At 69.6% G+C, this 22326-nt stretch carries 31 protein-coding genes and 1 pseudogene; 6 read left to right on the forward strand and 26 right to left on the reverse strand.

Annotation, left to right across the window (positions count from 1 at the left end; genetic code table 11):
- Positions 1-45: 45 nt before the first annotated feature.
- Positions 46-2151: a DNA gyrase/topoisomerase IV subunit B gene (locus ACYVKZ_RS11285; RefSeq protein WP_460992339.1), complete on the reverse strand. Its 2106-nt coding sequence runs from the start codon at positions 2149-2151 to the stop codon at positions 46-48.
- Positions 2152-2449: 298 nt separating this feature from the next.
- Here ACYVKZ_RS11285 and ACYVKZ_RS11290 point away from each other — a divergent pair, with 298 nt between their 5' ends.
- The 4 genes from ACYVKZ_RS11290 (at position 2450) to ACYVKZ_RS11305 (ending at position 3658) form a co-directional block, all read left to right on the forward strand.
- Positions 2450-2671, forward strand: a complete 222-nt coding sequence (locus ACYVKZ_RS11290) for a DUF7455 domain-containing protein (RefSeq protein ID WP_307006309.1) — start codon at positions 2450-2452, stop codon at positions 2669-2671.
- A 254-nt stretch (positions 2672-2925) separates the two neighbouring features.
- Positions 2926-3303 (forward strand): hypothetical protein, encoded by a 378-nt coding sequence (locus ACYVKZ_RS11295; protein ID WP_460992340.1) that lies wholly within the window; start codon positions 2926-2928, stop codon positions 3301-3303.
- Between the two features lie 5 nt (positions 3304-3308).
- A complete protein-coding gene (locus ACYVKZ_RS11300) occupies positions 3309-3464 on the forward strand; it encodes a hypothetical protein (protein ID WP_460992341.1) in 156 nt (51 codons plus the stop codon).
- Positions 3461-3658, forward strand: a complete 198-nt coding sequence (locus ACYVKZ_RS11305) for a hypothetical protein (protein WP_460992342.1) — start codon at positions 3461-3463, stop codon at positions 3656-3658. The genes ACYVKZ_RS11300 and ACYVKZ_RS11305 overlap by 4 nt, the downstream gene beginning before the upstream one ends.
- 85 nt (positions 3659-3743) lie before the next feature.
- Here ACYVKZ_RS11305 and ACYVKZ_RS11310 read toward each other — a convergent pair whose 3' ends face one another.
- The 12 genes from ACYVKZ_RS11310 to ACYVKZ_RS11365 all read right to left on the reverse strand — a co-directional run bounded on the left by ACYVKZ_RS11310 (position 3744) and on the right by ACYVKZ_RS11365 (position 11762).
- Entirely contained in the window at positions 3744-4223 is a 480-nt protein-coding gene (locus tag ACYVKZ_RS11310) for a hypothetical protein (RefSeq protein ID WP_460992343.1), read from the reverse strand.
- Positions 4224-4454: 231 nt separating this feature from the next.
- The gene (locus ACYVKZ_RS11315) at positions 4455-7535 is read right to left on the reverse strand and encodes a phage tail tape measure protein (protein ID WP_460992344.1); all 3081 of its coding nucleotides are present in this window, start codon (positions 7533-7535) and stop codon (positions 4455-4457) included.
- A complete protein-coding gene (locus ACYVKZ_RS11320; RefSeq protein WP_460992345.1) occupies positions 7532-7813 on the reverse strand; it encodes a hypothetical protein in 282 nt (93 codons plus the stop codon). Before ACYVKZ_RS11320 ends, ACYVKZ_RS11315 begins: the two co-directional genes overlap by 4 nt.
- Positions 7814-7943: 130 nt before the next feature.
- Positions 7944-8132 carry a hypothetical protein gene (locus ACYVKZ_RS11325; RefSeq protein ID WP_460992346.1) on the reverse strand — a complete coding sequence of 63 codons (189 nt, stop codon included), beginning with the start codon at positions 8130-8132 and terminating at the stop codon, positions 7944-7946.
- Complete coding sequence (locus ACYVKZ_RS11330; protein ID WP_460992347.1) at positions 8129-8329, reverse strand: hypothetical protein; 201 nt, start codon at positions 8327-8329, stop codon at positions 8129-8131. Before ACYVKZ_RS11330 ends, ACYVKZ_RS11325 begins: the two co-directional genes overlap by 4 nt.
- The gene (locus ACYVKZ_RS11335) at positions 8326-8484 is read right to left on the reverse strand and encodes a hypothetical protein (RefSeq protein ID WP_460992348.1); all 159 of its coding nucleotides are present in this window, start codon (positions 8482-8484) and stop codon (positions 8326-8328) included. The genes ACYVKZ_RS11330 and ACYVKZ_RS11335 overlap by 4 nt, the downstream gene beginning before the upstream one ends.
- A gap of 52 nt (positions 8485-8536) precedes the next feature.
- Entirely contained in the window at positions 8537-8872 is a 336-nt protein-coding gene (locus tag ACYVKZ_RS11340; RefSeq protein WP_460992349.1) for a hypothetical protein, read from the reverse strand.
- On the reverse strand, positions 8869-9291 hold the full coding sequence (locus ACYVKZ_RS11345) for a hypothetical protein (RefSeq protein WP_460992350.1): 423 nt from the start codon (positions 9289-9291) through the stop codon (positions 8869-8871). Before ACYVKZ_RS11345 ends, ACYVKZ_RS11340 begins: the two co-directional genes overlap by 4 nt.
- A 3-nt stretch (positions 9292-9294) precedes the next feature.
- Entirely contained in the window at positions 9295-10107 is an 813-nt protein-coding gene (locus ACYVKZ_RS11350) for a hypothetical protein (RefSeq protein ID WP_460992351.1), read from the reverse strand.
- Entirely contained in the window at positions 10097-10261 is a 165-nt protein-coding gene (locus ACYVKZ_RS11355; protein WP_460992352.1) for a hypothetical protein, read from the reverse strand. The genes ACYVKZ_RS11350 and ACYVKZ_RS11355 overlap by 11 nt, the downstream gene beginning before the upstream one ends.
- Positions 10262-10692: 431 nt before the next feature.
- Complete coding sequence (locus ACYVKZ_RS11360) at positions 10693-10845, reverse strand: hypothetical protein (RefSeq protein ID WP_460992353.1); 153 nt, start codon at positions 10843-10845, stop codon at positions 10693-10695.
- 239 nt (positions 10846-11084) lie between these two features.
- On the reverse strand, positions 11085-11762 hold the full coding sequence (locus ACYVKZ_RS11365) for a recombinase family protein (RefSeq protein ID WP_460992354.1): 678 nt from the start codon (positions 11760-11762) through the stop codon (positions 11085-11087).
- A 596-nt stretch (positions 11763-12358) separates the two neighbouring features.
- Between ACYVKZ_RS11365 and ACYVKZ_RS11370 the strand changes: the two genes are divergently transcribed.
- Positions 12359-13075, forward strand: a complete 717-nt coding sequence (locus tag ACYVKZ_RS11370) for a hypothetical protein (RefSeq protein WP_460992355.1) — start codon at positions 12359-12361, stop codon at positions 13073-13075.
- Between the two features lie 75 nt (positions 13076-13150).
- Here ACYVKZ_RS11370 and ACYVKZ_RS11375 read toward each other — a convergent pair whose 3' ends face one another.
- Complete coding sequence (locus ACYVKZ_RS11375) at positions 13151-13309, reverse strand: hypothetical protein (RefSeq protein ID WP_460992356.1); 159 nt, start codon at positions 13307-13309, stop codon at positions 13151-13153.
- Between the two features lie 44 nt (positions 13310-13353).
- On the opposite strand from ACYVKZ_RS11375, the gene ACYVKZ_RS11380 reads away from it, so the two are divergent.
- Positions 13354-13896 (forward strand): hypothetical protein, encoded by a 543-nt coding sequence (locus ACYVKZ_RS11380; RefSeq protein ID WP_460992357.1) that lies wholly within the window; start codon positions 13354-13356, stop codon positions 13894-13896.
- A gap of 5 nt (positions 13897-13901) precedes the next feature.
- Here ACYVKZ_RS11380 and ACYVKZ_RS11385 read toward each other — a convergent pair whose 3' ends face one another.
- The 12 genes and pseudogenes from ACYVKZ_RS11385 to ACYVKZ_RS11440 form a co-directional block, all read right to left on the reverse strand.
- On the reverse strand, positions 13902-14213 hold the full coding sequence (locus ACYVKZ_RS11385; protein WP_460992358.1) for a hypothetical protein: 312 nt from the start codon (positions 14211-14213) through the stop codon (positions 13902-13904).
- On the reverse strand, positions 14210-14431 hold the full coding sequence (locus ACYVKZ_RS11390) for a hypothetical protein (RefSeq protein ID WP_460992359.1): 222 nt from the start codon (positions 14429-14431) through the stop codon (positions 14210-14212). The genes ACYVKZ_RS11385 and ACYVKZ_RS11390 overlap by 4 nt, the downstream gene beginning before the upstream one ends.
- Positions 14428-14607 carry a hypothetical protein gene (locus ACYVKZ_RS11395; RefSeq protein ID WP_460992360.1) on the reverse strand — a complete coding sequence of 60 codons (180 nt, stop codon included), beginning with the start codon at positions 14605-14607 and terminating at the stop codon, positions 14428-14430. The genes ACYVKZ_RS11390 and ACYVKZ_RS11395 overlap by 4 nt, the downstream gene beginning before the upstream one ends.
- Before the next feature lie 36 nt (positions 14608-14643).
- The gene (locus ACYVKZ_RS11400; RefSeq protein ID WP_460992472.1) at positions 14644-15027 is read right to left on the reverse strand and encodes a hypothetical protein; all 384 of its coding nucleotides are present in this window, start codon (positions 15025-15027) and stop codon (positions 14644-14646) included.
- Between the two features lie 402 nt (positions 15028-15429).
- Positions 15430-15681: pseudogene (locus tag ACYVKZ_RS11405) on the reverse strand (helix-turn-helix domain-containing protein); the annotation flags it as partial.
- A 252-nt stretch (positions 15682-15933) separates the two neighbouring features.
- On the reverse strand, positions 15934-16197 hold the full coding sequence (locus ACYVKZ_RS11410; RefSeq protein ID WP_460992361.1) for a hypothetical protein: 264 nt from the start codon (positions 16195-16197) through the stop codon (positions 15934-15936).
- The gene (locus tag ACYVKZ_RS11415) at positions 16194-16397 is read right to left on the reverse strand and encodes a hypothetical protein (protein ID WP_460992362.1); all 204 of its coding nucleotides are present in this window, start codon (positions 16395-16397) and stop codon (positions 16194-16196) included. The genes ACYVKZ_RS11410 and ACYVKZ_RS11415 overlap by 4 nt, the downstream gene beginning before the upstream one ends.
- A 114-nt stretch (positions 16398-16511) precedes the next feature.
- Positions 16512-16946, reverse strand: coding sequence for a hypothetical protein (locus tag ACYVKZ_RS11420; protein ID WP_460992363.1), 435 nt, complete (start codon positions 16944-16946; stop codon positions 16512-16514).
- Positions 16943-17848 carry a tyrosine-type recombinase/integrase gene (locus ACYVKZ_RS11425; protein ID WP_460992364.1) on the reverse strand — a complete coding sequence of 302 codons (906 nt, stop codon included), beginning with the start codon at positions 17846-17848 and terminating at the stop codon, positions 16943-16945. The genes ACYVKZ_RS11420 and ACYVKZ_RS11425 overlap by 4 nt, the downstream gene beginning before the upstream one ends.
- Positions 17849-17963: 115 nt before the next feature.
- Positions 17964-19256 (reverse strand): RNA polymerase sigma factor, encoded by a 1293-nt coding sequence (locus ACYVKZ_RS11430; RefSeq protein WP_460992365.1) that lies wholly within the window; start codon positions 19254-19256, stop codon positions 17964-17966.
- 303 nt (positions 19257-19559) lie between these two features.
- Positions 19560-20918, reverse strand: coding sequence for a DUF4192 family protein (locus ACYVKZ_RS11435; RefSeq protein ID WP_460992366.1), 1359 nt, complete (start codon positions 20916-20918; stop codon positions 19560-19562).
- Positions 20919-21009: 91 nt separating this feature from the next.
- Entirely contained in the window at positions 21010-22323 is a 1314-nt protein-coding gene (locus ACYVKZ_RS11440) for an MFS transporter (RefSeq protein WP_460992367.1), read from the reverse strand.
- Positions 22324-22326 lie beyond the last annotated feature (3 nt).

Below are 22326 nucleotides of genomic sequence, written 5' to 3' on the forward strand. Positions count from 1 at the left end.
GTTCAGGGCCGCCGGCCCGGTTCGGGGCAGACGGCGGCGGGCCGCTCAGGCGTCGATCTGCTCGCGGTCGAGCTGCGCGCTCCCGGCGACGATGAAGTCCTTGCGGGGGGCCACCTCGGAGCCCATGAGCAGCTCGAAGATCTCCTCGGCCCGCTGGGCGCTCTCGATCGTGACGCGCCGCAGGCTGCGGTGGCGCGGGTCCATGGTGGTCTCCGCGAGCTGGTCTGCGTCCATCTCGCCGAGGCCCTTGTAGCGCTGCGGGGGCTCCTTGTACTTGCGGCCTTCCGCGTTGAGGCGGGCCAGGACGCGGTGCAGCTCGGCGTCGGAGTACGTGTAGACCATCTCGTTGGCCTTCGAGCCCGGGTTCACCACCTCGACCCGGTGCAGCGGCGGGACTGCGGCGAACACGCGGCCGGCCTCGACCATGGGCCGCATGTACCGGAAGAACAGCGTCAGCAGCAGCGTGCGGATGTGGGCCCCGTCGACATCGGCATCCGTCATGAGGATCACCCGGCCGTAGCGGGCTGCGGCGATGTCGAAGCTCCGGCCCGAGCCCGCGCCCATCACCTGGATGAGCGCGGCGCACTCGGCGTTCGAGAGCATGTCCCCCACCGAGGCCTTCTGCACGTTGAGGATCTTGCCCCGGATGGGCAGCAGCGCCTGGAACTCCGAGGAGCGGGCGTGGCGGGCGGTGCCGAGCGCGGAGTCGCCCTCGACGATGAAGAGCTCGGACCGGGCGGTGTCGTCGGTCCGGCAGTCGATCAGCTTGGCGGGCAGGGTCGAGGACTCGAGCGCCGTCTTGCGCCGCTGGGTCTCCTTGTGGACGCGCGCGGTGATGCGCGACTTCATCTCGTTGACGACCTTCTCCAGGAGCACCGAGCTCTGGTTCTTGTCGCCCCGCGCCGTCGAGGACAGCTTGGCGCCGAGCTCCTTCTCGACGACCTTGGAGACGATCTGGCGGACCGCCGGGGTCCCGAGGATCTCCTTCGTCTGGCCTTCGAACTGGGGCTCGGCCAGACGCACCGTGAGGACGGCCGTCATGCCCGCGAGGACGTCGTCCTTCTCGAGCTTGTCGTTGCCGGCCTTGAGCTTGCGGGCGTTCGTCTCGACGGCCTTGCGGAGCACCTTCAGCAGCGCCGCCTCGAATCCGGCCTGGTGGGTCCCGCCCTTGGGGGTGGCGATGATGTTGACGAACGTGCGCAGCGTGGTGTCGTAGCCGACCCCCCAGCGCAGGGCCACATCCACCTCGCACGAACGCTCCACCTCGGCGATCCGCGAGTGTCCGTGCTCGTCGAGGACGGGGACGGTCTCCGAGAAGCTGCCCGCCCCGTGGAGCCTCCAGACGTCCGTGACGGGGGCGTCGATCGCAAGGTAGTCGACGAACTCGGAGATGCCCCCGTCGTGGTGGAAGACCTCCTCGTGCGGGCCGTCGGCGCCGGGGGTCCCGGCCAGCCGGCGTTCGTCGCGGACCGTGATGCGCAGCCCCGGCACGAGGAAGGACGTCTGGCGCGCACGGTTGGCCAGGTCGTCGTAGGAGAACCGGGCGTCCGGGGTGAAGATCTGGGAGTCGGCCCAGTAGCGGATCCGCGTGCCCGTCACGCCGCGCTTGGCCTTGCCCGCGATATCGAGCACCGAGTCGTCGACGAACGGTTCGAAGGGAGCCTGTGGGCCCGGCTTCCCGCTGTCCCGGAAGCGCCCGGGCTCCCCGCGCCGGAAGGACATCTGGTACGTCTTCCCGCCGCGGTCGACCTGCACGTCCAGGCGGGACGACAGGGCGTTCACCACCGAGGCGCCCACGCCGTGCAGGCCGCCGGACGCCGTGTACGAGCCCCCGCCGAACTTGCCGCCGGCGTGCAGCTTCGTGAAGACGACCTCGACGCCGGACAGCCCGGTCTTCGGCTCGACGTCCACGGGGATGCCCCGGCCGTCGTCATGGACCTCGACCGAGCCGTCCGCGTGCAGGATGACTGCGATCTCGTGTCCGAATCCGGCGAGGGCCTCGTCGACCGAGTTGTCGATGATTTCCCAGAGGCAGTGCATGAGGCCGCGGGAGTCAGTGGAGCCGATGTACATGCCCGGCCTCTTGCGCACGGCCTCGAGTCCCTCGAGGACGGACAGATGCCGGGCGGTGTATTCAGAACTCGGTGTCACGCGCGCGGGACTCCTTCGGTGGTGCTGGAAGGCGGTAGGGCCGCAGGGGATGGTGCCGGACGGCGCCGGGGCGCCGCGCGGGAGGGCACGGCACAGCTTCAAGACTAGCGGCCCGGGCGCAAGGGCCCGGTCGGGACGCTCCGCGCGTGGCCGAACAGGTACCCGGAGCCGCCCTGGCGTTGCCGAACCGCAATACGCCCCGAGCGAAAGTTGCGCATTCTTGGCATCATCCGCCGCGAGGGCGGTGTTAGATGTAGTGACCGCGTAAGACCACCCGGTGAATGCTAAGGAGGCTGAGATGACTGCAGCACTTGCGGATCCCACCCTGACTGCCATCGATCGCTGCGACCGCTGCGGCGCCCAGGCCTATGTGCGAGTGGTCCTCGAGACCTCGGGCGGCGAGCTGCTCTTCTGCGCCCACCACGCGCGCGCCGTGGAGCCCACGCTGCGCCCGCTGGCCTCGGTGTGGCACGACGAGAGCAACCGTCTGACGGACAAGGCCGCGCTGGCCGAAGACTGAGCGTCCCCCGCGGCGGGACGCCGCTGGGCGCAGACGCAGGAGGGCCCGGACACCGATCGGTGTCCGGGCCCTCCTGCGTGCCCGCCGTGGGCGTTCCCGGTCCCCCCCGGGCCGCCCACGGCGCCTCAGTCGAGGTAGTCGCGCACTCTAGACGAGTGAACGCTGTGCGATTTACCGTCAGTTTCGGTAGTTCCAGCTATCCCGAGTGAGCGCTGTAGGGCGAAATATCTTGGACTGAGGCAGGAGCCGAGACCATGAGCAGCAGCACCCCAACCTTCACCCCCGGCGCCCGTGTAGCCCACCCCTCCTACGGGATCGGGCGGGTCACTGCGGCCGTCGACCACGAGACTGTCCGCGTGCGGTTCGACGATGGCCTAGAGCCCATCCTGCGGGCCGCCGACCTCGTGGTGCTTCCGCCGGAGGGGTTCGCGGAGCACCGGAGCGATGACGGGTCCATTTCGGACTTCGAGGCGCCAGTCGTCGAGCGGGACGGCTTCACTGTCACCCAGGTCTGGACGGAGGAACGGGGCGTCCAGGTCCGGGTCGAGCAGCGGCGGGAGTGGCTCGATCCTGACGAGGCCCGCGACCTCGCCCAGACCATCCTCGCGATCCTCGGCGAACAGGGCCGGTGAGTCCCGTGAAGAACCGCCGGACCGTGCACATGCGGACGCTGAGCGTGCGCGAACTCGCCGCGGTGGCCTTCACCGAGGGCGTGGCGTTCGACGCGCTCGTGGCGCGCCTGCTCTGGCGCCGCAATCCTGCCGGTGCCGCTCCCGAGGATGGCCGGTCATGACCCGCCGCCGGTCGCTCCGCTCGAACCTCTACCGCGCTGCGCGGATCCTCGGCGACGTCGAGGCAGTGCAGCGGGACGGGGCCGAGGGACTGGCCAAACGCGAGGCGCGACGTGCTGTCTACCGCGAGGAGGGCAGGCTCACGAACAGGCTTCTCCGGGCCGTCGGCCTGATGGGCCCGCGCCGGACCCGCTAAGAGGCGGCCAGACGCAATAAGAGGATCCGGATGACCGAATGGCCATCCGGATCCCTTTACGTCGTCATCGACGGCATGGACGTCGTTAGGAGCCCACTGCGTTGGACCCCTTCGCCGGGTAGTCCCACTCCCAGCCGATATCCGCCCCAGGCTGCGTGTACACGAGGGTGCCATTCCCAGGCGGGACGTCGAAGGCGATCTTCCCAGTAGCCTTCTCGCCCGGCCCCATGCTGCTTGGAAGCTGCTGAGCGGAATCGAGGCAGCCGAAGGAGACGACGCTGCCGTTGACCGTGGTGCCGTTCCCGGCGATGGCCTTCCATCCGAAGATGTTCAGATCCCAAGTCTTCATCGGAGTGCTGGCGAGGTCCGACGTCGTCTGGGCGTCGAACGTCACGATCACGATCTGGCCGTTCTTCGGCGTGGGCGCGTACTGGCCTGGGCAAGCCTTCGCAAGGTCGATGGACTTGGCAACGAAGGTCGCCACGGTCTTGCCGTTGTAGGTGACGCTGGCGGGCTGCCCGACCGCCTTGATGAGGTTCCCGCGGCTACTCTTGGGTCCGTCCACGGTCGTTGACGTCGGACTGGCGGAGGCACTGGCCGGGCCAGCGGCGGCGACGGTGGGGGCACTCGCCGGGGTGGCCTGCCCCGTACTTCCGCAACCGGCAATGAGCAGGGAGCAAAGGGCAGCGGCTGCGGCGATTTTCTTGTTCATGGCGTAATCTCCTAGAACTCCCCGGAGGTCGGGGCAACTCCCATCTTTATACACGTCCAACGCTGGATCGCCGTGGAGGCAGGGTCACCTCCGGATCTGGATACCTGCCAGGGCCAGTTCCTGCACGATCTGCTGGCCCATGAGGGTGGAGAGCTGCTGCACCGCCTGCGCGTCCCAGATGTTGTTGCCCGTGACCGCCACGTGGATCGTGATGCCGTCGCCGCCGCCGGGACCGGCGCCATCCGGGGAGATGACACGCTCGCGCTTGCCGGTGCCGTTCCAGACCGGAGTGAAGCCGGGTTCCAGCCAGCCGCCCGAGTCGTAGCCCACGTAGCCGCCGCCGTGCGCGACGGAGGCGACGCCGGGAACCGCGCCGATGCTGCCGTACCGCGACTGGATGTAGCGGATGGCGGCCGCGGCGTTGGCGACCGGGTCGAAGATGTTGTCCGGCAGGCTGGAGAGCCTGTAGGCCTCGAACGTGGCCCCGATGGTCTGCATGAGGCCGCGGGACGGGTCGCCGTTCTGGGCGTTGACGTCCCAGTTGTTCTGGGCGTTCGGGTTGCCGCCGGACTCGAACATGGCGATGGTCTCAAGCCCGTTGAGCCAGGCGTTGCCGGACACTCCAGCTGCGCCCATAGCGGCCTGTACCCATGCAGCGAGGTTGCCCGACACTGCGCCGGGCGCCCCGATGCTGGCCGCCGCGGTCGCCTTGGAGGCATCGTCCTTCTTCCCGAGGAACGCGAGGATGCCCTTCTCGGCCGTGTCCACGCCGTCCTGGAGGAGGGTGCCCAGCTTCCCGTTGCCGAGCCCGGGGATCTGCCCAAGGAGCGGCTTGACGACGGCGTCGAAGAGGCCGGAGACCGCTCCCTGGAGCCCGCCAGCGACAGCGCCCGTCACCGCGTTCCACGCGCCGGAGGCAACGTTCCCGATGGCTCCGAGGACGTCGCCGACAATTCCGCCATCGCCGAACCTGTTGCCGCCGCCGAGGCTCCCGCCGCCGCCGTACATGCGGTTGATGGCCGCGATGCCCGACGCCCCGCCGAGCGCCTGCACCGCCTGCGGGATCAGGACGCCCTCGCCCGGAGACAGCATGGCGTGCACGATGTCATTGCCGGGCGAGTAGCCGGGCACGACACCGCCGGTCGCGAACTTGCTGACGTCCACGGGGGCGAGCTGCGGGCCGCCGAAGGCGCCTGCGACTGTGTTCCACGCCTTGAGGAGTCCGTCGTCCCAGACGGTCTGCACGACGAACTTCACGGGCTCCGCGGCGACGCTCTTGAGCCCGTCCCAGGCCTTCTTGATGTCCTTGACCGCGGTGTCGAACCAGTCGCCCATCTTCCCGAGCGCGGTGCCGAGGGGGTCGAAGACGTTCTTGCTGACCCAGTCCCAGGCGTCCCCGATGGCCTTCTGGATACCGGCCCATGCCGGTTCGATGACCTTGTGCCAGAGCCAGTCGAAGGCTGGGCCGAGCTTGTTGTTGATGAAGTCGAGGATCGGCTGCACCACGTTGTCGTGCACCCAGCTCCACGCCGCGCCGATGGCTTGCTGGATGCCCTGCCAGACCGGCACGATGACGTTCTGCCACAGCCATGTCATGAGCGGTGCGATGACGTTCTGGAAGTAGTGGATGAGCGGCTGGATGACGTTCTGGTAGAGCCAGTTCCATGCTGTGCCGACGATGGAGACGATGCCGTCCCAGACGGGCTTGAACACTTCCTTCCACAGCCAGGTCGCGACGGTGGCGATGACCTTGAACGCCTTGTCCACGAAGTCCTTGAACCATCCCACGTGGTTGTAGGCGTAGATGAGCCCAGCGACGAGCCCGGCGATGGCGACGACGACGAGCGCGATGGGGTTGGCGTTCAGGACGATGTTGAGGATCGCCACGGCAGCCGTCAGTGCACCGAGCGCGCCCACGGCGATGAGGATGCCCGCGGCCAGATCCTTGTTGTGCGTCACCCATTGGAGGATCGGCTTGACGATCTTCATGACGACGTCGAGCGCCTTCTGGATGACCGGCAGGAGCGCCTGTCCGAGCGCGATGGAGGCGTCCTTGAACGAGGCCTCCAGCTTCTTCTGGGCGCCCTCGTAGGTGTTCGAGGCCTTCTCCGCGGCCTCGTGGGCGGACCCCGCCTCGTTGACCTTCTCGCTGTACTTGTCCCACGTGGTCGCGCCACCCTTGAGGACGCCGTCGAGCGCCCCGGCCGCCGATGCGCCGAACAGGGCCTTCTCGGCAGCCTGACGCTGCTGGTCGGTCATCCCGTTGAGCTTCGGGCCAAGCTCCTCGATGACCTTCTTCATGCCGATGAAGTGGCCGGAGGAGTCGTAGACCTCGACGCCGAGGGTCTTGAGTTCCTTCTTGGTCCCGGCGGAGCTGCCGAGGAGGGTCTGCATGGCCGTGTTGACGAGCATGATGCCGCGCTGGCCCGTGATGCCGTGGGAGGCCAGCTCCGCCATGAGGGTGCCGGTGTCGCCTAGTGACGGTGCAGCGACGCCGAGGCGGCCCTTGAGCCGGTCGACGGCCGTGGCCACAGCACCGACCCCCACCCCGGTCAGGCGCGAGGCGTTCTCCAGCACGTCCGAGGCCTTCGAGGCGTCGGCGACCTTGATGCCGTAGGCGACCATGACGTCCGCGAGGGACTTGGTCGTCGTGCCGAGGTCCGTGCCGGATGCCTCAGCGAGGTCGGAGGCGGTCTTCATGACGGTCAGGGAGTCGCTCGCGCTGAGCGCGTGCCCGTTGAGCAGCTCGAACTGCCCGGACACGGGCGCGAACGCCTCCATGAGCTGCTGGGCCGAGAACGTCGTGTCCCCGGCCGTGTTGAGGAACGCGGTTCCGACCTTCTCGGCGGCGGCCTGCGAGATGCCTGCGTGGGCAGCCAGCTTGGCCGTGGCCTCCTGGTACTGGCTAGCGGCCTCGATGGAGCGCTTGCCGATGTCGATGGCTGCGGCTGCCACGGCGCCTGCCGCGACGGCGGCCCCGAGGAGCTTGGGCGAGGACGAGTGGGCGGACTCCGCCAGTCGCTCCTGGCCGCCTGCGGCCTTCACGCCAGCGGCCTCGGCGAGCTTGCCGAATGCCTCCAGCTTGGACATGACGGTCTCGATGACCTCGGACGCCTTGTCCTTGGCCTCTACGGCCAGCAGGATCGTCTCGGTGGCAGTGCTCACAGACCCCTTTCGATGAATCGCCTGAGGTGGTTCCGGAAGGCTGCGTCCCGGCGCTTGGCCGCGAGCGTCAGGGCCGCGAGCCCGGCGTCCCCGGCGGCCTCGGCGGCGGCGCAGCGGGCGAGCAGCTCGGAGAGGGCGTGGGCCTCCCGTGCACGGGCGTCCGCGAACCGGCGCTCGCGGCGTGGCTTGTCTGGGCGGTCGGCAACCGTGCGGAACTTCCCGGCGAGGTCGGCCATGGAGGCCGCCTCCGCCGTGTAGTCGAGGTCGGTCGTGTTCATGGAGTCCTCCTGCTGCGGTCGTGCGGCGCCCCTCCACCTGGGCAACAATCCACGGAAGTCCGATGGAGGGGCGCCGGTTCCCGAGCGAGCCTCCGCAAAGCTGCACTCGGGGGTCTTCATGGGGCGGCCCTCAGCCAGCCTGTGAGAACGGGACGGCGGCGGCTCTGCCCGCTGTGAGCAGGGCGCGCCTGAATGCTGCGGCCATCTCGTCTCCGGAGGCCGTGCTGACGTGCATGACGGTGTGGTTCGGGATCGTCGCGGCCCCAGCCAAGGCCTGCCCGGTCAGGGCGTCGCGGTGGTCGATGTTGCTGGCGCTCACAGCCGCCGCCTCCTGGCCAGCACGGCCGCGCGGCCCTCGGCGTCGGACTTCTCCATCCGGGCGATGCGCTCGGCGACGGCCCGCTGCTCGCCGCGGACCGAGGCGACTTGTGCCTCGACGGCACCGAGGTGCTGCTTGCACAGGTCAGCTGCGATGCCGCTGGCGGCCTTGACGAGGTCGCTGTCGAATGCGTTCACAGGGCAACGCCTTCCGTGAGCTGCGCGGCAGCGACACGGCGGCGCAGCTCGGCGAGGTGGTCGTCGATGCCGACGGGGGCGTTCGCGGCGCTCGCCGAGACATGGGCGGCGAAGTCGAACGGTCGCTCGGCCCTCGGGTCTGGCAGTTGGGTCACAATCCTCCTAAGTGAGGTTTGAACTATCGGATTAAGGGGGTCGGTCGTTGGATCAGGGGCCTGCCACGGTGACGGTCGAGGACGACAGGGTCGCGTCCGCGCTCAGTGCGAGCAGCGACACGGCACGTCCTGCGATGGCGACAGCCCGCCCGCTGTAGAAGTCGGAGGTGATCGGCACGGTGACGGTCGTGCCGGATGCCACCACGGACTGCCAAGGCCCGGAGGATGGTTCGAGCACGAAGCTCGCGGGCCGGGCATCCGAGCCCAGGACGGGCACGTAGGCCGCGCCCCAGATCCGCGGGTCGGCCAACGCGGCGGCCACGAGGGAGGCATCGCCGGTCGTCGCGCACGAGACCGTGATCTGCTGATGGGTGGTGTTGGTCGTCATCTGTCTCTCCTTGGGGTTTCTGCCACGAGGTCCGCGGCCCGAAGTGGTCCGACGTAGCGGATCAGGAGGTCCATGCCGAGGCGCGACATCTGCGAGTCCCCGTGCTGGGCGAGCCGCACGTACTCGGCGACCTCCGCGTCCTCGATGGCCCGCTGGCGCTTCCGCACGCTGTCCTCCTGCTCGGGCGACGGGGCGCCGCACTCGTAGCAGGCCTCCCCGTCGTCAGGCGTCTCCAGCCCGCAGTGCTCGCAGACCCGTGCAGGCCGCGGCCCCTTGCTCGGGGGCTCCGGCTCGGCGCCCTTTAGCGCCGTCGTGAGGGTGCGGCCGTCGGGGAGAACCGTCGTCTTGGTCAGCTGCCCGTCGGGCGTCCGGACCACGCTGTAGTGAGCGCCGCTGTCGGGGTCGATGAACATGACCATGTCTCAGGCCTCCTGTCCCGCGAGGGCAGGCCTGCCGTACAGGAGCGCTTGGCGCTTGCCCTCCTCCTCGGCCGCGTACTCGGCGAGCAGGCGGTTGCCCTCGTCGACCATCCGCTCGGCCTCGGCGCGCGTCGGGCGCGGTGCTCGCTTCGGGGTCAGCTCCTCCAGCATGGCCGCCTGGAACGATGCCGGGTGGGCGGCGACCTGCTCGGCCGCGAAGTCCGGCAGGGCAGCGAAGACGTCGACCATGACCGCGGAGTCGGTCGGCTCCTGCTCGCCGTACTCGCCGTCGAGGATCCGGCAGACCTCCCGGCGGACGACCCAGTCGACGAGGATCCGCGCGACCTTGCCAGCGTGCTCGCGGGCGAAGTCGGATGCCTGCTGCTCGGCTGCTGCGAGCGCGTCGGCCGCGTCGGCTGCTCTGCGGGCCAGCTCCTCGCGGCGCGTGCGCGCGGCTTCGGCGATCTTCGCCTGGGCGGCATCGACCCGGTCCAGGGCCTTGAGCAGGGTCTCTGCGCTCGCCGTCAGAGCGAGGTCATTGGCGGCGGCCTGCTCGTCGGCCTGAGCGAGCAGGGAAGCCCGCTGGGAGTCGCGGAACTGCTGGTCCTGGTCCAACTGGCCGACGCGCTCGTCGGCGGCCGCGAGGACGGCCTGTGCGCCTTCGAGGGCGGCATGGGCGGCATCGACTGCCTTGGCGAGGGCGAGCTGGCGGCCGACCTCCTCGTGGGAGAGGGTCAGGCGGTAGTAGGCACGCTCGGGTGCGGGTGCCGGAGCGGCCTGCTCGGCGGTCTCGTCTCGGCGGCGCCTACTCCGCATCGCGGGCTCCCTCGGACGCGGCCAGCTGGCCCTCGGGGGTGCCGTAGGCGGACAGGACGGCGCGGCCGACGACAGCCTTGAGCAGTCGGCCCTCCCGCTTCGCCACGGCCTTGACGAGGTCGTAGGTAGGTCGGTCTACGTCGATGTGGGGCACAGCGCCCCTCCTCTCGGGCAAAAGGAAGACCCGGAGCCTCATGGCTGTCCGGGTCTGTCGGTGTTCAGGTTGTGGATGGCGTCGGCGGGAGTCGGGTCGGAGAATCCGAAGACCCTCCAGTAGTCGATCCGGTCCCAGCCGGATGCGGCGTCGCGCTTGGCGAGGCGCCGGGCGAGCCGCTGGCACTTCCCGCGGCTGATGGGGATGCCATGCTCGGCGGCGAACTCGGCGATGCGGCGCTCGTAGCCGGTGACTGTCGGGCGTGCGTCATCGCCCTCGTGTCTGCGTCCGGGGCGGACCTCGGAGCGGCTGGTCTCGGTGCCTACATGCCTCCTCGGGCTTTTCGGTCACCTTGAACTTAACTCCGATCACATGTCCTTAAAAGCGGTACAGCCGACCGGGTTTCGCGGAAAGTTCAGAGGCGGGCGCACTCAAGCGCCGGGCGCGTCCCCGTCGCGCTCCTCTTGGGCCTTGATCCCGTGGATGCGCGTCGCGAGGGCGTCGGCGAAGGCGTCCAGCTCCTCGTCGGTCATCTCGTCGACGGGCTTGCTCGGACGGAGGAAGAAGCGCTCACCTTCGGCCACGCCTCCATGGTCCCAGAAGGCGCAGCTGTCGAGCCCGCACGGGCCGATCTGAGAGCCTTGCACCGTTTGGGCGGCCATCCGGACCGGGGCGCCTCTTAGGGCCTCCGGAGGGCTCGCCTGGCCCGCGCGCGTTGGGCGCATATGCGGGGTCGGCTGACCCGCGCGCGATGCGTATATGTCGAAGGGGTAGTCGGTCAGTTCGCGCCTACCTAGATGGCACCCACCCCCCCGGTATCCGGTCAGCCCTTCCGAAGTTCAACGCCTCGCTGCGATTTGAGCACCGCCTGGATGCTGGAGGCGTGCCAGACCGAGCCACCGCGGGCCGTCGGCACGCCCTCCTCGGTCAGCTGCCTCGCTATGGCGGCCATCGTCGAGCCGCCCGAGCGCTCGGACAGGATCCTCTGGACGACGTCGTCGGGGAGTGTCTGAGGCCTTCCCATGCGCTCGCCTCTGGCCCGCTTGGCTGTCAGTGCTGCCCTCGTCCGGTCGGAGGCCATGTCTCGCTCAAGCTCCGCGAAGGCGAGGACGATGTTGGCGGCGAAGTTGCCCATCGTGGTCGTGGTGTCGAGCTGCATGTCGAGGACGACGACGCTCCAGCCCTTCGAGCGCGCATGGCGCAGCAGCGTCGCGCCGTCTGCCACAGAGCGCGATACGCGGTCCAGCTTGGCTGCCACGAGGATGTCGGCCTTGCCTGCGTCCAGAAGTGCTGTCGCCAGCTTGATGCCGGGCCTGTCCATCGACTTCCCGGAAACGCCAGCGTCCTCAATGAACTCGATGTCCCATCCGCGGCGTTCGGCCTCGGCCAGGATGGCGGATCGCTGGGCATCGAGCCCAAGGCCCGAGCGTGCCTGCTCGCCGGTCGAGACTCGCACGTAGCCGATTGCGCGGGGCGGCTGGTGCTTTGGGTCGGGGCTCATACTGCCATTTTATACGCTAAACGCTCGTATAGCGTATGCAGCGCTCTGCGATTTCATTCAGTCGAACATTCACTCGCCCCGATTGACACTCGTACTCTCACTTGTCTATTCGGAGGGTGACCCTCTCCCGGCGCCGCAGACCTGAGAGCGGCCCTCCCGCTTCGCGCGCGCGTCGTTCCAGCCAGCAGCGTTCAGAAGGACGACGACGAGGCTGGCTTTGCCAATTCCACCCAGAGCGAACGGGCTGCATTTTGAAAACGTGCTCTGGTTCCCAATATGGGAATTGGGGGCGGAAATCGCCGCTTCCACCCAGAAGGAAAGAGTGCAATCCCCTATGAGCGATACACAGCCGGTAGAGGTTCCCGCCGATTCCCAGCGCTGCAACTTCCAGAGCGTGGTCCCGTTGGTCAGTGGGCCGATGCCTGCCCGTTGCCGCCTGCCATTGGGCCATCCGGGAGGCGGCCACATGCCGCTGCTGCCCGGGACGCCGCACGTGGTGCTGCCGGAGCCCGGCGACTTCTGAGATGAGCAACGGCGGAGCCGCTTGGGCTGGGCTTCGCCGTTGCCGTCTGCCGCACGGCGGCTAGGATCCCGTTATGGGTTGGGGGAACTTCATGCGGGCGCCGCTGTCGTGGTGGGACGGTCCGGTAGATGCCTGGTCGCACTTCACACCGAGGATGGGCGGCGGTCCGTGGGAGCCGATGCCCGACGTGAGGGCCACCGGCGCCTACCGGAGGTGGCCGCTGCGCTTCCGGGATGCAGACGGTGTCCAGGAGCTGTGGAAGCGGCTCTACGAGTTCGCGGGAGAGGGCGGCCGGGTCACGGCACGCCCGAGCGGCGGCACTCCTGCCACGACGGTCAGCTCTCTGCTCGGGCAGCCCGAACGCGCGCTCACCGGCGGTGTCCGCTTCGAGGCCGAGAGGGCTCCCGAGCCGTCCGACGAGGTCGGCGTCCGAGGCCGCGCCCTCAGCGTCTCCGTCGACCTGCTCAGCGAGCCGGAGGACGTGAGGGCTTGGGAGGGCTTCCGGCCAGCCTTCGTGGTGATCCGGTCGTTCACGCCCGCTCAGCCGGGGCCGGACGACTACTACACGGCCGAGGCCCTCCGCGACCTGCTGGAGGAGCATTGCAGCCGGATGACGCTGTGGCAGCGCCGCCGAGCGGTGCCCGTCCTCACCAAGCGGACCGAGGCCGAGGTCCGGGCTGGTGCCCGCAAGCTGAGGCTCGGAGTGCTGGGCGGCATCGGGACGGCGGTCCTCGGCATTGCGTCGTCGGTGCTCGGGCCTGTGCTGGCCCGCTGGCTCGGAGTCGGCTGAGCAATGGATCCCGGACGCGACAGGAGCGCTCCGTCCCTGATGGGCGGGGCGCTCCTGCTGCGCTGCTGTGCGGCCCTACTGGCCGTCGTGAGGCCCGTCTGCTGCGAGGCCGCGGTATGGCCAGCTGCTGCGGCGCGCACGCCGCAGAGCCTGCTCGTGGGACGCGCTGGCGGCGGCCGCCTTCCGCCGCGCGAGCCTCTTCTTCACCCCTTGGTCGTGCTGCTGCTTCGACATGTCATCCTCCTGCGGGGTCCGTCTTGTACCTGTACATTGCATCCATGGGAACGATGAGGAAGTGGGCCGCCGCGGCGGCCACGGGCGGCGCTCTCCTGCTGACGGCCTGTGGCGGCGGGTCCCAGGCCTCCGGCAGCACGCCCAGCCCCACGCCGACGCCGAAGCCGACCACCTACGCAGGCGAGACCGCGTCCGCCATCGCGGCGGCCGTGCCGTCCTGCACGCAGGTCACTCAGGGCGACATCGGTGCCGGAGGGCCGGACCTGACCTCGACCGCGACCTGCGTGATCGGCGGCCGGACCGTCAGGTTCAACAGCTGGAACCTGGAGGACTCGGCATTCAAGCTGGAGCCCGTCCTCAAGGCGGACAAGGTGGAGCTGTACTACGCCTCCGGCACGGGCTGGACGGCGAACGTCGAGGACGGGCCAACGCTCCAGTGGCAGCTCACGAACAACGCCTCGGCCCTGTTGCAGGCCAGCTTCGCCCAGAAGACGGATCCCCCGCGCGACCTCCCCGGCGAGAAGGAGACCCTCCAGAAGGTCGCCGACGCCTTCGCGGGCTCGACGCTGAACCACTACACGCCCTGACCGCCTCACGGCTCGGCGTCCTCGTCCGATGGTCCAACCGGGTCGTCTGATTCGAGCCTCCGGAGCGCAGCGGACTGTTCGGAGCCGAGGATCCGGTCGATGACGTCCGCAAGCTCCGAGGCGAGGCGGTAGGCGCCGGGGAGGTCGAGGATGATCCTCGCCGAGCCGGAGACGAGGAACGCCACGCCGTCGGCCGCGGGGAGCTGGCCGTCGCTGGCGATCTTCGCGGGCCGGACGCAGGCGGTCATGGACTCGGTGTCGACGCGGGTGCGGTCGGCTGGCCTTGTCGCGATGACGGCGGGGCGGTGGCGGTTCATCGGTTCCTCTCGCTCTGCCGGTACACCTGGACTTCTGCTTCTGCGGCGGCGAGCTTCCGCCGGAGGTTCTCGGCCTCGCATTCGAGCGCCTGGACGCGGGCGGCGAGCAGCGCCGCGATGTGCTGGCAGACTCTCTTGGGCCGCTGGCTGAGCCATCTTGGCGGCACCCATGCCGGGGGAGGTCCGTAGGGATCGTGGGACGGGAGCGCCTGGGTCACTGCTGGGCCTCCTGTCCTTCGAGGCGCGCCCGGAGCTGGCGGTTCTCGATCTGGAGCCGCTCGTTGCGCTCGAAGTACCTCTCGCAGAGCCACATGAGCTGGAGCTTCGAGTAGCCGTTCTTCGCCAGCCACGCGGGCGGCCTGTAGTTCTCCTCATTGATCAGTTCAGCTCGCACATACCTCCTGGTGTCGGGTTCATCATGTGGGCGGGGTCAGAAGGGGACATCGACGATCATCCGCAGCGCGTCCCCGACTTTGTCGAGTTCTTCGGCTGTGAGGCTGCCGAGGCGGACGTCGCGCCCCAGGGTCTTCCGCAGGAAGTCCGCCCGCTCCGGATCGGCCGCATAGCCGCAGCACAGCAGGAGCGCGTTGAGTTCAGCGATGCGCTCGGCGTGCGGCATTCCGCCGTAGTTGTCCGCGGCGCCGTGCCGCTCGGCGCGAGGTCGACCGCTGATCCTGCCCCGCCGGTAAGGCAGATGACGTAGCCGCTCCTTCTCATCGGGATCGAGGGGCTCGTCGTCCGATGGCGGGATGTCCTGCCAGTCGTCGGGCACGCCACGGCTGAGCGAAGGTTCTCCATCGGCGGGATCCGGCACCGGCGGAAGGATGCATTGGGACTGGTGCCGTCGCACTGCCAGCGCTTCGCTCGCGGGGTCATTTCCAGGTGACGTACTCGCCTTGGACGAGGTTCCTGCATCCACAAGAGAAGGTGAGACGAAGGGCTGAGCAGGTCTTGAGCAGGTAGGTGGACGGTAGCGTCCGGTTGTGGTGCTCAAATCGTCCGGTTGTGGGTCTCCACAACCGGACGCTGCTGTCCGGTTGTGGAGGTCGTCCTGAGGTTCGCAACCCGACGCTGCCGTCCGGTTGTGCAACGGGACGCTGCTGTCCGGTTGTGCGGGCTGCTCCGAGGGATCGGGGATGGCGAGCCGATACCTGCTGGCGCGAGTCCCGCGCCCTCCGAGGTTCACCCCGCGGGCCTCCAGGACGATCAGTCCCAGCTGCTCCAGCTTCCCGAGGTGGTCGCTCACGCGACGAGTCGAGAGGCCGGTGTCGGCGGCAAGGCGGTCCAGTCCCGGATGCGCGTTCCTGCCCGTCTTCGCGTCGGCGTAGTCAGCGAGCGCCAGCGCCACGAGTCGGGTATGCGGGCGGAGGTCCGTGCGCTTCACGGCTGCCGTCCAGTCGAAGTACCGGACAGCACTGGCGCTGGACTTGTCTGGAGGACATGCGAACATGGAGTTGTCCGACCCCATGGACTTCTCGACGTCGCCCAGTTCTCCGGCTGGGCGACGTCTCTCGTTTCGGGCACTAGCTGCCACATACCTCCTGGGACGATGCCGAGGGCCGCAGGAGGGCTGCGACCCGGTCACGCTGCGCTGGTGTGAGGGGCGGCGCCTTCGCCACAACCGCGGCGACGTCGGCGGCTCTGCGCTCTTCGCGCCCTGCTGGGGTCGGTTTCTGTTCCACACCCCCGATGATGATGCCCGCCTGCTTCACCGGGCTGTTCACCGGCCCTGCTCCCCCGCCTTGCGCCGGGCCTTGGCCGACTGGAGGGCGAGTCGCTGGAAGTGGGCCTTTCGGAGGTGCTCTGCCCTGCGTGCGCGTTCAGTCGGCGCCAGGGTGCCGTCTGGGTCTGCCATCTTCTCGAACTTCGCCAAGAGTGCAGCTCGGGCTGGCGCTGTCCGCGCCGAGCGGTCCTCCGTCATCGCCCAGGACTCGTGGGCGGCGATCCTGGCGGCCATGCGGCGCTCCGAGGGAGTCGTGCTCATTCGGCACTCCCGGCGAGCAGGAGCGCGGCGATCCGCACAGTCTGCTCGGGTGTGAGCGGAGGATGTTCGGCAACGGCTCGACGGATGTGCTCTTCGAGGCGCTCGGCCTTGAGGCGTTGGTACAGCTCGGGCGGAACCGGCTGGTCGGGGAAGCGGTGCTTGTGCACCGCGATTTCACTTCGGGTCTTGGTCCATGACATGGACGGCGAACCTCCGGGCAAGGGGTAACGCCGACCTACTGCCTTCAATCGACCTGCCAGGGGCGTGTGACGCGAGCCCGAGAACGCGGCTAGAACCAGCTGACTACAACGATGTCATTCGAGAGAGCTGATGTCCAGCACACCGATCCCCTGTGCTGCGGTCTCGGCGCAGAGCAAGTCCAGCTTCTCGCCCGGGATTCTAGGGTTGGTCCGACACCTCTTGCAGGAGAAGGCAAAGGTGTTGCCCGTCTTGCCGTACCGGAAGCCGATGGATTCTCGCGCATTCCCCCGCCGCGTCGCACCGGACTTCAAGGGGTATGCGGTCCAGAGCACGAGTACGTCAAAGCCCCCGGGCTGCCCACCGCCCGGGTCGTTCTCGACGGCCGAGATGAAGCGCGGGAGGATGAGGCCTGCTTCCGCCTCCGGTGGCGGCTCCACAGGGCGGTCGTAGTCGAGGCGGACGCTGCACGGCTTGTGCTGGCCCCTGTTCGTGCACTGGAGCCGGATCAGGTAGCTTCCCCTCGGAAGCTCGGCCTCGCTCTCGCTCACAAGTCCCCCAGATTCAGCTTCCGGGCCTCCTCGGCCGCGCGCTCTGCCGCACGTGCCTTGGTATAGCGCTGGAGCATGTCGGGCCGGGTCCATCCTGCGACCGCCATGAGGCCGCCCTCCGAACCGCCTGCGGCGAGCCATCGGTGGGCGGCGGTGTGGCGGAGCTTGTGCGGGTGGAAGCCCTCGATACCGGCAGTGGCGGCACGTTCGCGCAGTGTCTTGTGCAGCCCGTCGTAGGAGAACGGCTTGCCGCGGTCACCCAGCCACAGCGCCGGGGTGCCTGCGAGGCGGTGCGATGCACGGGCACGGCGGTAGCGGTCGAGGGCGCGTGCAGTCTGCGGTCCGAACGGCACGACGCGCCCCTTGCCCCCCTTGCCGCGGCGGACGATGGCCGTTCCGTGGGCGAGGTCGACATCTTCGAGTGCGAGGTCGGCGCACTCCCCCGCCCGCGTGCCGGTCTCGACCATGAAGCGCACGATGGCCTCGTCGCGCCGGTCGCGCATGTCGGTTCCGGAGCACGCCTTGATGAGTGCCTTGAGCTGAGTGTCCGTAAGCGGCTCGATGACCTTCACATCGAGCTTGGGCGCCTTGAGGCCGAGCAGGCGATCCTCGGCAGCCTCGCCCTCTTCAAGCAGCCAGGTCGAGAATCGGCGGACCGCGAGCTGTCGGGACCGCACGGTCGACGGCTCGCGCCCGTCGTCGAGCAGCGCAGCCGTGAAGGCGTTGACCGTCGGGCGGTCGAGCACGGCCCTGCGCCCCTCTTCCTCGCAGAACGCGAGGAACGCCCGGACGCCGTCGCCGTAGCTCTTGATCGTCGCCGGGCTCTTGCGCTCGGCGCGGAGGGCCAGCTCCCACGAGGGCAGGAGGGAGCCCAGGTCGGGGTTGCGGGGCTCATCGAGCATGGCCCCAGTCTACTCTGATATCTGGACTAGGAGCGCTGTGCGGTGTTAAAATCTTCGCGTCAGGCCCGGAAATCCGGCCCTCACGTGGGAAAACACCGCACAGCGGCCTCTAGTCTCAGTCGAGGTAGTCGCGCAGGACCTGCGAGCGGGACGGGTGCCGCAGCTTCGACATCGTCTTCGACTCGATCTGCCGGATCCGCTCGCGCGTGACCCCGTAGACCTTGCCGATCTCATCGAGCGTCTTGGGCTGGCCGTCGGTGAGGCCGAAGCGCATGGCGACGACACCGGCCTCCCGCTCGGAGAGCGTGTCGAGCACGGAGTGCAGCTGCTCCTGGAGCAGGGTGAAGCTCACCGCATCAGCGGGGACCACCGCCTCCGAGTCCTCGATGAGGTCGCCGAACTCCGAGTCGCCGTCCTCGCCCAGCGGCGTGTGGAGGGAAATGGGCTCGCGGCCGTACTTCTGGACCTCGACGACCTTCTCCGGGGTCATGTCGAGCTCCTTCGCGAGCTCTTCCGGAGTGGGCTCCCGGCCGAGGTCCTGGAGCATCTGGCGCTGGACCCGTGCGAGCTTGTTGATGACCTCGACCATGTGCACCGGGATGCGGATGGTGCGCGCCTGGTCGGCCATGGCGCGGGTGATGGCCTGGCGGATCCACCAGGTGGCATAGGTCGAGAACTTGAAGCCCTTGGTGTAGTCGAACTTCTCGACCGCGCGGATGAGGCCCAGGTTCCCTTCCTGGATCAGGTCGAGGAAGAGCATGCCGCGGCCCGTGTAGCGCTTGGCGAGGGACACGACGAGGCGGAGGTTGGCCTCGAGGAGGTGGTTCTTGGCCCGCTCGCCGTCGTGGACGATCCGCTCGAGGTCGTGGCGGTACTGGGCGTCGTAGTCGGCGCCCTCCTCGGCCAGCTTGTGCTTCGCGAACAGGCCTGCCTCGATGCGCAGGGCCAGGTCGACCTCCTGCTCGGCGTTGAGGAGCGCGACCTTGCCGATCTGCTTGAGGTAGTCCTTCACGGGGTCGGCGGTGGCGCCGGCGCTCGTGACCTGCTGGACCGGGGCGTCGTCCTCGTCGGCGTCGGAGATGACGATGGCGGTGCCGGTCGTCTTCTCGTCCGCCTCGGCGGCCTCGCTCTCAGCAGCGATCTCGCCTTCGTCGGGAGCGGCGGAATCGAGGTCTTCCTCGACTGCCTCGTCCTCGGCGACGGCCTCGGTGGCCTTGGCGTCGGCGGCCTTGGCGCCGGCCTTGCCCTTGGCTGCCGGCGCGGCCGCCGTCTTCCGGGCGGGTGCCTTCGCCTTGGACGCGGCGGCCTTGGCCGAAGACCGCTTGGCCGGGCGCGCGGGGGCGCTCTTGGCCGAGCCGTTCTCCGCGATGGCCGTCTCGACGGTCTCATTCTCCGTGGGGGGCGTCACGATTACCTTCCTGCCGCAGTGCCAGTGATTGCCTGGAGGGCAACACCACTATGACCCTGTCAAGTCCGAACAACAGCCGAGGCTGCCTCTCCGAACCGAAGGGTCTGGTGATTACAACCCTTCCGCCACTGGATTCGTTCCCACTTCGGCGGGATGAAAACAATGCTCCGGAGCTCGGACCCAACCGGGTCTGGCGTCCATTCTCTCACGAAGAGGCCGCGCCGCCGACACGGCCGAACGTCATACGTCAGGCAGAAACCTGCAGCCGGAGTTCGGGAACCGCGGCGTGGCAGCGGACGGCGGCTACGCTGCCTCGCGGCGCCAGGCGGTGTCGCGGCGGCGCGCCCACCCGGCAAGTTCGCCCTGCTCGACGAGGCCGCGCAGCAGGAGCGCGAGCCGGTAGCCGGGGTCGGTGGAGAGGGCCCTCTCGAGGAACGCGAGGCAACGGCCGCCGCGGCCTCGCGCCCACTGCACCCAGGCGAGCACGGCGAGCGCGGGCGCGCGGAGCTCCGGCTCCTCCATCTGGGCCACGCCGAGCGCAATCCGCTCGAGCCGGGCGATCCGCTCCCAGGCGGGGGCCGCGCCCGTGGCGCCCATGAGGATCAGCCCGAACTCCGCCGAGGGGCCCGCCGGCGTCCCACCGGGAGCCTCCGCCCCGGCAGCGCGGCCGGCACCGTCCACGGCGCCGCGCTCCCCCGCGCGCACGCCCTCGGACCACAAGTCCAGCGCCGCGGCAGCCTCGGCGGCCGGGACTCCGCCGGGCAGCGCGGGCGGTGCCGCATGCACCTGTCCGGACCTCAGTCCCCGGGTGGCGGCGGTGCCGCGCCAGGCGGTGCCCGCATCAGCGGCGGAGGCCACGAGGACGGCGTCCCTCAGGGCCGGCCGCATGAGCGTGGCCGCGAGGAGCCGTACCCGTGCAGGGGCGGGGACGCGGGACTCGGACAGGACCTCGTCCCACGCCGCGAGGGCAGCGGTGAACACGAGCGGATCCCACCACCGGCCGGGGTCCTCCACATAGGCCTCGAGTGCGGCGGCCACGGCGGCCGGCGGCGGTTCGGGGCATGCCGCCTCCGGCTGGCCGGCGGGGCCGTAGGAGCTGCCCCGGTAGACCATCTCGGCCCCGATCCTGCCGGTCCTGAGGGCTGCGGTGCTCGCGCCCGGCCAGGGGCAGCAGGCCGTGTCGGGGCAGGTGACCGTGCGCCAGTGCTCGGGACCCACGATCCACGCCTCGAGCACGGGCACGCCCTCCTCGGCCAGCCGAGCCGCGACGGCATCGAGGACGTCGCGGTGCGGCGGAGCCTGGGGAACGGTCCAGGCTGCATGCGTGTACAGGGCGAGGACGGCGCCGACGCCCGCGTCGTGGGTGAGGTAGTCCGCCACGGTGTCCGCGAAGCGGCGCAGCGTGGCGGGCCGGACAGCTGCGCCCTTCGGACGCGCCGGGAGGTCGATGCGCAGCGTCGGCCCGAGGCGTCCGTCGGCGAGGGCGACCGCAACAAGGCTCTCCTCGGGCCACTCGCCCAAGGCATGGGGAACGTAGGCGAGGATGTCCTCGGCGCTACGGATGGTGACGGGCTCCTCCGGAGCCGCCGCGCCGGGGACGGCCGGGCCTCCTTCCGGGCGGCGGGGTGTGGGCTGCTCGACGGGGTGCTGGATGTCGTCCATGGAGCCAGTCTGTTCGGGGCGCTGCTGCGGGCGGCACCCCGGACCTGCGCCATGTGGACAACGTGCCCGTGCCGGCGCTGGGGAGGAGGAGTCAGCGGCGCCTGCGCGCCCTGTAGTCGGCCCAGACCTCCCTCAGGAGCGGGACGCGCACGTTCTGGGCGGCGAGGTCCCGGCGCACCTTCCGGCGCACCCGGACCAGGGCGAAGGCGCCCCCGGCCAGGACGAGGAGCTGGATCGCGAGCGCACCGCGGAAGGCGTCGAGGCTGTACACGCCCTGCGGCGAGAGGCCGAGGGCGTGCTCGAGGTCGAGGAGGTAGCCCACGAGGAACATCGTCAGCAGCGCCGCCACGAAGCCCCCGATGTTCACGATCCCGGTCGCGGTGCCCAGCCGGTGCGAGGGATTGAACGTCCTGGCGAAGTCGAATCCGATCATCGACGCCGGCCCCCCGAGGGCCAGGACCGCCACGAGGACGGCCATGAGCCACAGCGGCGCCCGCCCCGGGACCACGAGCACCGCGGTCCACGCCACCGCCGTGAGGGTGGAGATGCCGAGCACCAGCGTCGACCTGCGCAGCGGGTGCCGGGCGACGAACCTGCCCATGGGCGGGCCGGCGAGGATCGCGACGGCGACGAAGAAGGACATGAGCCCCGCGGCGACGGTCTGGTCGAACCCCTGGCCCGCGACCATGAAGGGGAAGCCCCACATGAGGGCGAAGACGTTGCCGCTGAACTGGACGGTGAAGTGGCTCCACATCCCCAGTCGTGTCCCCGGCTGGCGCCACGCAGCGGCGAGGAGGGCTCGCGTGCCCTCCGGGCTCTCGCTGTGCCCCGTGGTCGCACCCTCCGGCGCGTTGCGGAGGAGGGCGAGCACGAGCACGATCACCACGACGGACAGGCCGGCGAGGGTCATGAACGCGCGGGACCAGCCGGCGGCGTGCAGGAGTGCGAGGAACGGGATCACGCTCACGAGCTGGCCGAGCTGGCCGATCACGCCCGTGAGCTGGCTCATCAGGGGGGCGCGGCGCCCGTCGAACCACAGCGGCACGAGCCTGAGCACGGAGACGAACGTCATCGCGTCGCCCATGCCCACGAGCATGCGGCCGATGATCCCGGTGACGGTCGTCTCGGCCACCGCGATCTGGAGCTGGCCGAGCGCCATGAAGACCGCCCCGGCGGAGACCATGATGCGGCTGCCGAAGCGGTCCACGAGCAGCCCGACGGGGATCTGGAGCGAGGCGTAGACCACGAGCTGGAGCACCGTGAAGGCGGAGAGGACCGCACCGCCGGCATGGAACCGGTCCGCGGCCTCGAGGCCGACGACCCCGAACGAGGTGCGCTGGAGCACCGCCACCAGGTAGCCGAAGACTCCGATTCCCCAGACCACGTAGGCGCGCCAGCTGTTCACCCC

This window comes from Sinomonas soli (genome assembly GCF_054782415.1).

Bases quoted from the DNA above. Each gene is read 5' to 3' on its own strand.
- ACYVKZ_RS11290 (WP_307006309.1), top strand. From the start codon at position 2,450: ATGACTGCAGCACTTGCGGATCCCACCCTGACTGCCATCGATCGCTGC.
- ACYVKZ_RS11295 (WP_460992340.1), top strand. From the start codon at position 2,926: ATGAGCAGCAGCACCCCAACCTTCACCCCCGGCGCCCGTGTAGCCCAC.
- ACYVKZ_RS11305 (WP_460992342.1), top strand. From the start codon at position 3,461: ATGACCCGCCGCCGGTCGCTCCGCTCGAACCTCTACCGCGCTGCGCGG.
- ACYVKZ_RS11320 (WP_460992345.1), bottom strand. From the start codon at position 7,813: ATGAACACGACCGACCTCGACTACACGGCGGAGGCGGCCTCCATGGCC.
- ACYVKZ_RS11340 (WP_460992349.1), bottom strand. From the start codon at position 8,872: ATGACGACCAACACCACCCATCAGCAGATCACGGTCTCGTGCGCGACG.
- ACYVKZ_RS11345 (WP_460992350.1), bottom strand. From the start codon at position 9,291: ATGGTCATGTTCATCGACCCCGACAGCGGCGCTCACTACAGCGTGGTC.
- ACYVKZ_RS11350 (WP_460992351.1), bottom strand. From the start codon at position 10,107: ATGCGGAGTAGGCGCCGCCGAGACGAGACCGCCGAGCAGGCCGCTCCG.
- ACYVKZ_RS11365 (WP_460992354.1), bottom strand. From the start codon at position 11,762: ATGAGCCCCGACCCAAAGCACCAGCCGCCCCGCGCAATCGGCTACGTG.
- ACYVKZ_RS11370 (WP_460992355.1), top strand. From the start codon at position 12,359: ATGGGTTGGGGGAACTTCATGCGGGCGCCGCTGTCGTGGTGGGACGGT.
- ACYVKZ_RS11375 (WP_460992356.1), bottom strand. From the start codon at position 13,309: ATGTCGAAGCAGCAGCACGACCAAGGGGTGAAGAAGAGGCTCGCGCGG.
- ACYVKZ_RS11380 (WP_460992357.1), top strand. From the start codon at position 13,354: ATGGGAACGATGAGGAAGTGGGCCGCCGCGGCGGCCACGGGCGGCGCT.
- ACYVKZ_RS11385 (WP_460992358.1), bottom strand. From the start codon at position 14,213: ATGAACCGCCACCGCCCCGCCGTCATCGCGACAAGGCCAGCCGACCGC.
- ACYVKZ_RS11410 (WP_460992361.1), bottom strand. From the start codon at position 16,197: ATGAGCACGACTCCCTCGGAGCGCCGCATGGCCGCCAGGATCGCCGCC.
- ACYVKZ_RS11415 (WP_460992362.1), bottom strand. From the start codon at position 16,397: ATGTCATGGACCAAGACCCGAAGTGAAATCGCGGTGCACAAGCACCGC.
- ACYVKZ_RS11425 (WP_460992364.1), bottom strand. From the start codon at position 17,848: ATGCTCGATGAGCCCCGCAACCCCGACCTGGGCTCCCTCCTGCCCTCG.
- ACYVKZ_RS11435 (WP_460992366.1), bottom strand. From the start codon at position 20,918: ATGGACGACATCCAGCACCCCGTCGAGCAGCCCACACCCCGCCGCCCG.